The sequence below is a fragment of the Streptomyces adustus genome (assembly GCF_009377175.1).
In the GTDB taxonomy this organism is placed as follows: Bacteria; Actinomycetota; Actinomycetes; order Streptomycetales; family Streptomycetaceae; genus Streptomyces; species Streptomyces adustus.
Map to the genome: position 1 here is coordinate 1 of NZ_VJZD01000346.1, position 7,792 is coordinate 7,792.

Here is a 7,792-nt window from a genome sequence, read left to right on the forward strand (position 1 = left end):
CCACCACTCCGCCCCGCCCCCGCGGCCCGCCCGCGACACCACGCCGCCCGTCGTCTACGTCCTGCTCATCACCGTGCCCGCGCTCGTCGCCGTCGCCGCGCTGCGCCCCCGCTGATCCTCTGGAGGCACCTCTTGCCGGAATGGCTTGTTCTCACTCTCGCGATGGTGGCCGCCTGCGCCGTGGTCGTCGTGATCACCCTGGTACGGGCCCGCAGAGCCCCCGAGGACGAGGACCCCGACGAGACACCGGACGTCATCGAGTACATGACGATGTGGATCGGCGTGGTCTACGCGATCGTCCTGGGCCTGGCCATCGCCGGTGTGTGGGAGGCGCGCAGCGTCGCCCAGGACCATGTGCAGGCGGAGGCCCAGGCGCTGCACGAGATCTCGGAGCGGGTCCGGGCATATCCCCCCGATGTACGGGACCGGATCCGGGCGGACGTCAACACCTATGTCGGACACGTCGTGACCACCGAGTGGAAGGCGATGGCCGACCACGGGGACGTCACGGACCGGGGTACCGAACTGCTGGGACGCGTCCGCGCCGACGTCACGGACTACCAGCCGAAGAACGACTTCGAGGCCCAGTCCTACCAGCCCCTGCTCGACCAGGTCGCCGCGGCGGACCAGGCCCGCAACGCCCGCGCCGACTCCACCGGGTCCACCATGCCGGGCGTGGTGTGGTTCGGGCTGCTCATCGGGGCCGTCATCACCATCGGCATGGTCTTCGCGCTCCAGATCCGGCGTACCGCGCGAGAACTCGTCCTGGCCGGGATGTTCTCGGCGCTCATCGCCTTCCTGCTCTTCCTTATCTGGGACTTCGACTCGCCCTACAGCCGCGGTGTCGCCGCGACCGCGGAGCCGTTCCTGCACCTGTTCCCGCACGCGGGCGGCTGACGGACCGGCACCGGAGGCCGCCGGCGTCCCACGGGCGCCGGTGTCCCTCCCGCTCGCGCGCGGGGATTCGCCCGCGCGGCCCACAGGGTTAACCCGTTCGCACTACTGCGATCGCGGGGGCACCCGCCCGTTTCTAGCGTTTCGGTCATCGAGGTGCATTTTCGGCTCAGGCGGAACAGGTCCGCGGCTGCTCCTCGGGGACCGGAGGATCCACCATGCGCGCGATACGCGTCGCCTCGGCCGCCCTGCTGGGCGTCACCGCACTGGCCCTCGTCGCGCCGGCCGTCGTGGCGAGCGACGGCGACAGCGGCCACGACGTCACGCCGTTCGGTTTCGGCGTCCTGCCCCGGACCATCGCGCCGGGCGGACAGCTCACCCTCCAGATCGACCGCGACGGGAGCGGCTGCCGGGGTACCGCGACGGTCGCCTCGGGTGCCTTCGACACGGTACGGATCCCCGCCGGGCGCCCGTCGGCCGTGACCACGGTCGACCGGGCCGCGCGGGCCGGGGCCGTGCACCGGGTGACGTTCACCTGCGACGGGATCAGCGGGTCCACGGACCTGACCATCGCCGAGGGCGGGCCGGACGACACCGGCCTCCCGCCCGTACCGGGGCAGCAGGTCCCGCGGGCCGTCCAGGCGGGCGAGGGCGGCAGTTCCGCCGGATTCGACCTCAAGGAGATCGCTCTGGGCGCCGCGCTCATCGTGGGCTCCGTCGGCACGGCGTACCGCCTCGGGCGCCGCCGTGAGGGCGAGGACGGCGGCTGACGGTCAGACGCGCTTCTCGGCGCGGCGACGCATCCAGCACACCACTCCGCCGAGGCCGGCCGCGCCCACGAGCCCGCCGCCGATGGCCATGTCGGTCGGGGTCGCGCCGATCGAGGTGCTGCCGCCGACACCGCCGCGGACACCGCCGATCACGGCGAAGGCCGACGGGCGGGTCAGGGCGCGGCCGTTGCAGTCGACCGTGATGTCGTACCGGCCGGGCCGGACGTTGTTGCCGATGGCCGCCACGCCCCTGGCGGTGTCGTTGGTGCCGTTGAGCGCTCGCAGCGGGCTGTTGCGGAAGGCACGGGAGGCCATGACACCACCGGTGCGGCAGCCGTCCACGGTGACGGTGAGCCGGCCGCCTGCGGCGACCACGCCGGGCTGGGCGACGATGTTCCGCGGCCCGAAGCCGTTGTTGTTGTCGAGACCGACGTTGTTGCCGAGGCCGTTGTTGAGGCCCCCGTTGTTGTTCCCCAGGCCGTTGTCCGGACCGAAGTTGTCGTTCCCGAAAGCGTTGTCGGGGCCGACGGCGTTGTTCGGACCGAAGAAGTCGTTCGGGCCGAAGTAGTTGCCTCGCCCGTCCCGCCCCGGCCCGATGCCATGACGGTGGGGGAAGCCGCCGCCCCAGTTGTTGCCGGGCCCGATGCCGTTGCCCGGTCCGATGCCGCTGACACCACCCACGCCGTTCGGGGGGATACCGCCGCCCCCGTCGCCCATCCCGTCCGCGAAGGCCGCGGGGACCGCGAACCCGAGGACGGCGACCACAGTGGCCACGGCCGCCAGGGCACGTGAGTTTCGCATGAGTTCCTCCGCGGAAGGCGCCCCGGGACCCGTGCCCGGTCGATCGGCGAGAAAGCGTCTCCTGGTACGACCCTCGGACGCGCCGCACGCCGCCGCATTTCGGGAATGGTCCGTCCCGGTGAGACAACACGCCGACGGAAAACCGCACAATCCGATATTGCCGCAGGTCATTGGCCGTCAGAAATTTCCCATAAGGCGCCGACCCGGATGGCGCACCCTGGACCCGGCGCCACCCGTTCGCGTGTGACTCGTCGCCGCTTTCGCATCAGGGATTTAGCGTTTACGCAGGCGCGAGCGACCCGGCGACGGCCGGGCCGAGAGGGGATGGCGAATGTCTGCGTACGAGCTGTCCGAGGTGGCGGAAGAGGAGGAGCGGCCCAGGAAGCGCGCGCCGTGGGGTGTGATGGCGCTGGTGCTGCTGACCGGGCTCGCGCTGATCCGCAACGGGTCGGGCGAGTTCGACGTCGGCCCTCCGCAGCCCGCCGCGGCGGCGGGCAGGGACGGCAGCGGCCTCGCCCAGGACGCGTTCGGCCGGACCCCGGACCCCCTGCCGTACTCGGTGCCCGATCGGGTCAGGATCCCCGCGATCCAGGTGAACGCGCCCGTCACCTCGGTGGGCCTGGACTCGGACGGCTGGATCGACGCGCCGACGCCCGACGACCCGAATCTGGCCGGCTGGTTCACCGGCGCCGTCTCGCCCGGCGAGAAGGGGACGGCGGTGATCGTCGGCCATGTCGACAACCAGCAGGGCCCCGCCGTGTTCTACGGGCTCGGGGCGCTGAAGAAGGGCAACCGCGTCGAGGTGGCACGCCGGGACGGCAGGACGGCGGTCTTCGAGATCTACGGCATCGAGGTGTTCGAGAAGAGCGACTTCCCCAGCGACCGCGTCTACGGCTCCAAGGGAACCCCCGAGCTGCGGGTCATCACCTGCGGCGGCGGCTTCACCCAGCAGAACGGCTACGACGGCAACGTCGTCGTCTTCGCCCGCCTGGCCCAGGTCCGCTGAGCGCTCCCCGGCCGGGCGGGCGATCGCCGCTCACGCGTACTGCCGGCGCGGGACCGTGATGTGGTAGCCGGAGTCCAGCAGTCGCGGCAGATAGTCGCGCAGCGCCTGGACGGTGTGCGAGCGGTCTCCCCCGGCGTCGTGCGAGAGGACCACCACGCCGGGCGCGGCACCGCCCTCCACCCGGTCGACGATGGTGCGGGTGCCGGGGACGGGCTCGGTCCAGTCGCGGGAGTCGACCGTCCAGGCCAGCGGGTCCATGCCGAGTTCGGCGCCGAGCTGGAAGGCGGCCCGGTTCCAGGCGCCGTAGGGGGCGCGGAACCACAGCGGGCGCTCGCCGTAGGCGTCCTCGATGACATCGCAGGTGCGCTCCATCTCGGAGCGGATCCGGGAGCGGGTGAGCCGGGTCAGCAGGGGGTGGGTCCAGGTGTGGTTGCCGACGATGTGCCCCTCGTCGGCCATCCGCGCCAGGAGGTCCTTGTTGGCGACGGCCATCTCCCCGCAGACGAAGAACATGGCGCGTACGTCGTACCGGCGCAGGGTGTTCAGGATGCCGGGCGTGTAGCGGGGGTCGGGTCCGTCGTCGAAGGTCAGCACCATGGTGCGGCCGCGTCCGGACATCCTCAGCAGGGGTTCGTGGCGCACCAGGGTCCGGCGGGGGGCCGCGCGCGGGACGCCGTAGCCGGTCAGGGGTTCGAGGCGGTAGACGGAGGGCTTCGACGCCAGTCGGCGGGCCGGGGCGCCCGCGGCTCCGGCCACGGGCCCGACCGGCTCCTCGACCGTGTCCGGCACGAGCACACCGACCGCTCCGGCCACTCCGGCCGCGCCCAGGGCGACGGCACCGGCGAGCAACGCGCGGCGCCGCGTAATGATCTGATCGTCTTTCATGATTTATCAGTCGCACGGGTGGCACCCGGTGCGGCACCAGGACACTTCAGCGGCGGCAGGAATGTACCCGTACGGTCGAGCAGGCCGGGTTCAGCGGCGGCGCACCAGGGGGAACGGCAGTGTCTCCCGGATGGTCAGGCCGGTGAGGAACATGACCATCCGGTCGACGCCGATGCCGAGTCCGCCGGTCGGCGGCATCGCGTACTCCAGGGCGTCGAGGAAGTCCTCGTCCAGCTCCATCGCCTCCAGGTCTCCCCCGGCGGCGCGCAGCGACTGCTCGGTGAGACGGCGGCGCTGCTCCACGGGGTCGGTCAGTTCGGAGTAGGCGGTGCCGAGTTCGGTGCCGAAGGCGACGAGGTCCCAGCGTTCGGCGAGGCGCGGGTCGGTGCGGTGCTGCCGGGTCAGCGGGGAGACGTCGGTGGGGAAGTCCTTGTAGAAGGTGGGCAGTCGGGTCTTCTCCTCGACCAGCCGTTCGTACATCTCCAGGACGATGTCGCCGGGGCCGTCGTCGGTGGTGTACGGGACCCCGGCCCGGTCGCACAGCCGGCGCAGTCGGGGCGGTTCCGTGCCGACGTCGACCTCCTCGCCCAGCGCCTCGGAGATCGCGGCGTGCACGGTCCTGACCGGCCACGGCCCGGAGATGTCGTACTCCGTGCCGTCCCGGTGGGCGACGGGCCGGCCGAAGGCGGCCGTGGCGGCGCCCTGGATCAGTTCGCGGGTGAGGTCGAGCATCACGTCGTAGTCGGCGAAGGCCTGGTAGGCCTCCAGCATGGTGAACTCGGGGTTGTGCTTGTGGGAGACGCCCTCGTTGCGGAAGGTGCGGCCCAGCTCGAAGACCTTCTCCAGGCCGCCGACGCACAGCCGCTTCAGATACAGCTCGGGGGCGATGCGCAGATACAGATCGAGGTCGTAGGCGTTGATGTGAGTGGTGAACGGGCGGGCGTTGGCGCCGCCGTGGATCTGCTGGAGCATCGGGGTCTCGACCTCCAGGTAGCCGCGGTCCAGCAGGCCCTGGCGCAGTGCCTGCACGGCGGTGGAGCGGACCCGTACGACGTCACGGGCGGCGGGGCTGGTCACCAGGTCGAGGTAGCGCATCCGGACCTTGGCCTCGGGGTCGGCGAGGCCGTGCCGCTTGTCGGGCAGCGGGCGCAGGCACTTGCCGGTGAGCTGCCAGGAGGTGACGAAGACGGTCGGCTCGCCGCTGTCGCTGCGGCCCGCGCGGCCGGTCACGGTGATGTGGTCGCCGATGTCGGTGTCGGCGGTGAACCGGTCGAGGGCGGGACCGGAGTCCGCGCGGGTGAACGCCACCTGGTGGTCCGCCGACCAGTCGCGCAGCACGGCGAAGACGATGCCGCCGAAGTCCCGCACCAGCATGACCCGGCCCGCGACGGTGACCGGGCCGTCCGGGGGGACGGCGGCGAGGGTGTGGGTGCGCGGCGGGACGCCGACCGGGTAGGGGTCGGTGCCGACGGCACGCAGCCGGTCCAGCTTCTGGTGCCGGACGCGAACCTGCTCGGGCAGGCCCGCGTCCGGGCCGGCCGGCCCGGCCTCGTCCCCTCCGTCGAGACCGAGCGCCGACAGCGACGGCAGCCCGTACGTGGTAGCGGGCCGCCGCGCGCCCTTCGGGTGCCCCTTTCCCCAGAGTTTGCGCAGCGAGGGTACGGAGACGAAGCCCTCGGCGATCCCGGAGGCGAGGCCGATCCGGGCCAGGGAGGCGGCGTCCCCGTAGCAGAGGAAGCGCGGGTACCACTCGGGGCGGTACTTGGCGTTGGAGCGGTAGAGCGCCTCCAGCTGCCACCAGCGGGAGAAGAACAGCAGCAGCCTGCGCCACGCGCGCAGCACCGGTCCGGCGCCGATGCGGGCGCCCTCCTCGAAGGCGGAACGGAACACCGCGAAGTTCAGGGAGATCCGGCGTACGCCCAGCTTGGGGGCGGCGGCGCACAGCTCGGCGACCATGAACTCCATCACGCCGTTGGGGGCGGTACGGTCACGGCGCATCAGGTCCAGGGAGATGCCGTCGTCGCCCCAGGGCACGAAGGACAGCAGGGCGAGCAGCCGCCCGTCCTCGCCGATCGCCTCCACCAGGAGGCAGTCGCCGTCGGCGGGGTCGCCGAGGCGGTCCAGGGCCATCGAGAAGCCGCGTTCGGTCTCGGTGTCGCGCCAGGTGTCGGCCTTGTCGACGACGTCCTCCATCTCCGCCTCGTCGAGGCCGGCGTGGCGGCGGATCCGGCAACTGGCACCGGTGCGCCGTACTCGGTGGGCGGCCTGCCGGGTGACCCGCATCTCGCGGCCGTCGAGGTCGAAGGACGCGGGGTGCACGATCGCCTCGTCGCCGAGTTGGAGGGCGCCCAGACCGGCGCGCGCGTAGGCCCTGGCACCGTCCTCGGAGGCGCCCATCACGGCGGGTGCCCAGCCGTGGCGGCGGGCGACGTCGAGCCAGACGGCGACGGCGTGCGGCCAGGCCTCGCGGTCGCCCACGGGGTCGCCGCTGGCCAGGCAGACGCCGGCCTCGACGCGGTAGGTGACCGCGGCCTTGCCGCTGGGCGAGAAGACGACGGCCTTGTCGCGGCGGGTGGCGAAGTAGCCGAGGGAGTCGTCGGCGCCGTAGCGGTGCAGCAGGGCGCGGATGCGCGGCTCCTCGTCGTCGTGCAGGGCGGCTTCCAGGCGCTGGGAGCGGAACAGGGTGGCGGCGGCGTTCAGCAGGGCGAGGGCGCCGAACAGGCCGAGCAGGAAGGACACGACGTGGGGCGGCCGACCCGCGAAGGAGTGGGCCGGGACCAGACCGCCGAGGACGCGGGTGGCCGACCAGGCCAGGTGCTGGCCCTCGGGCAGGGAGCCGGGGAAGAGGGACACCAGCCCCCAGCCGGCCAGGATCGCCACGGCGAGCCCGGCGACCAGCACGGCGAGCGCGCGCCGTACGGCGCCGCGGCGGGAGGCGGCGTAGAACTCCCCGCGGGCGAGGACCAGGAGGATCAGCGCCAGGCCGCACACGACGAGGGACGGCAGGGACGCGGCGTAGAGGCCGACGGCCACGCCCAGGGCGTCGGTCAGGACCAGCAGGCCCAGATAGACCACGACCAGCCACCAGGCGATCCGTTTGCGGGCGCCGGTGGCGGCGGCCAGCAGGAACAGGAAGACGGCGTAGGCGAGGTTGACGCTGACGGGGACGGTGAGCAGGTCGAGGAACTCCTCGACCGGGTGCAGCGGCAGGCGCAGCGGCGGGATCAGGTCGAGCAGGGCGCAGAACAGGCCCAGGGCGCCGAAGAAGGTCGCGAAGGCCTCGGGCACCCTGCCGAGGAAGCCGCCGCCGGGCGGCCGTATCGGGCCCGGGGCGTCCTCGGCCGGGGCGGCCTCCACGGGGGCACTCATGTACCGACTGTAGGAAGCCCACGCCCACTCCGCCCGTCGAGAGCCCGGCCCCCCACCCGGCCGGGGC

General features: G+C 72.7%; 6 protein-coding genes. 3 read left to right on the forward strand and 3 right to left on the reverse strand.

The genetic code is table 11. The features are described from left to right. Positions 1 to 132: 132 nt before the first annotated feature. Positions 133 to 897 (forward strand): bestrophin-like domain, encoded by a 765-nt coding sequence (locus FNH09_RS42675; RefSeq protein WP_152895247.1) that lies wholly within the window; start codon positions 133 to 135, stop codon positions 895 to 897. Positions 898 to 1,112: 215 nt separating this feature from the next. Next, positions 1,113 to 1,664 (forward strand): hypothetical protein, encoded by a 552-nt coding sequence (locus tag FNH09_RS42680; protein WP_152895248.1) that lies wholly within the window; start codon positions 1,113 to 1,115, stop codon positions 1,662 to 1,664. Between the two features lie 3 nt (positions 1,665 to 1,667). Here the strand turns inward: FNH09_RS42680 and FNH09_RS49275 are convergent, their stop codons facing one another. Next, complete coding sequence (locus FNH09_RS49275) at positions 1,668 to 2,141, reverse strand: hypothetical protein (RefSeq protein WP_420802838.1); 474 nt, start codon at positions 2,139 to 2,141, stop codon at positions 1,668 to 1,670. A 655-nt stretch (positions 2,142 to 2,796) separates the two neighbouring features. Between FNH09_RS49275 and FNH09_RS42690 the strand changes: the two genes are divergently transcribed. Further along, complete coding sequence (locus tag FNH09_RS42690) at positions 2,797 to 3,471, forward strand: class F sortase (RefSeq protein WP_152895249.1); 675 nt, start codon at positions 2,797 to 2,799, stop codon at positions 3,469 to 3,471. A 30-nt stretch (positions 3,472 to 3,501) separates the two neighbouring features. Here the strand turns inward: FNH09_RS42690 and FNH09_RS42695 are convergent, their stop codons facing one another. Further along, the gene (locus FNH09_RS42695; protein ID WP_152895250.1) at positions 3,502 to 4,356 is read right to left on the reverse strand and encodes a polysaccharide deacetylase family protein; all 855 of its coding nucleotides are present in this window, start codon (positions 4,354 to 4,356) and stop codon (positions 3,502 to 3,504) included. A gap of 90 nt (positions 4,357 to 4,446) precedes the next feature. After that, a complete protein-coding gene (lysX, locus tag FNH09_RS42700) occupies positions 4,447 to 7,725 on the reverse strand; it encodes a bifunctional lysylphosphatidylglycerol synthetase/lysine--tRNA ligase LysX (protein ID WP_152895251.1) in 3,279 nt (1,092 codons plus the stop codon). Positions 7,726 to 7,792: the final 67 nt, after the last annotated feature.

Bases quoted from the DNA above. Each gene is read 5' to 3' on its own strand.
- FNH09_RS42680 (WP_152895248.1), top strand. From the start codon at position 1,113: ATGCGCGCGATACGCGTCGCCTCGGCCGCCCTGCTGGGCGTCACCGCA.
- FNH09_RS42690 (WP_152895249.1), top strand. From the start codon at position 2,797: ATGTCTGCGTACGAGCTGTCCGAGGTGGCGGAAGAGGAGGAGCGGCCC.
- lysX (WP_152895251.1), bottom strand. From the start codon at position 7,725: ATGAGTGCCCCCGTGGAGGCCGCCCCGGCCGAGGACGCCCCGGGCCCG.
- FNH09_RS42695 (WP_152895250.1), bottom strand. From the start codon at position 4,356: ATGAAAGACGATCAGATCATTACGCGGCGCCGCGCGTTGCTCGCCGGT.